The organism is Neisseria sp. P0021.S006 (genome assembly GCF_051956895.1).
Genome location: NZ_JBQCWZ010000890.1, coordinates 1 through 596, shown reverse-complemented (window position 1 = coordinate 596; position 596 = coordinate 1). Strand labels below are relative to the sequence as shown.

The window sequence follows — 596 nt, the reverse complement described above, 5'->3', positions numbered from 1 at the left end:
ATGCCATCGCGCATCAGGTTTTGCAAGGCATAATGGCTGCCCAAGATTTCAAAGCCCGGATGATTTGGTTTCCACAAACCGGACAGCAAAACCGCGCCGACTACACCGGCCAGTAACAGAAAATTCCATTTGCCGTAGATTTTAACTTTTTCTTCTTTATCGGAAGGAGCAGGAGCAAGGTGTTCGCTTTGTTCACGGTTGAAGTGTCGGCTGTCGATGATGTAGAAAACAGTCAGTAAAACCACAGAACTGATTAATACAGGCATCAGCATGTGTTTGACCGTCCACATGAAATCTACGCCTTTCAGAAAGCCTAAGAACAGAGGAGGATCGCCTAAAGGAGTCAAACCGCCGCCGATATTCGCCACCAAGAAAATGAAGAAAATCACGATGTGAACGCGGTAGTGGCGTTTATGGTTGGCTTTCAAAAGCGGACGAATCATCAACATCGCCGCGCCTGTCGTCCCCATGATGGAAGACAAAGCCGTACCGACTGCCAACAGGGTTGTGTTCAATTTGGGCGAGCCGTGCAAATCGCCGCTGACAAAAATACCGCCTGAAATGGTATAGAGCGCCAAAAGCAACAGGATAAAGGG

Annotated in this window: 1 protein-coding gene; it reads right to left on the bottom strand. The window is 48.3% G+C overall.

Translation table 11 applies throughout. From position 1 onward, the window contains the following. Positions 1–596 (bottom strand): sodium:proton antiporter (locus tag ACTHUM_RS17735; RefSeq protein WP_440403653.1); only part of this gene is annotated, 596 nt, incomplete at both ends.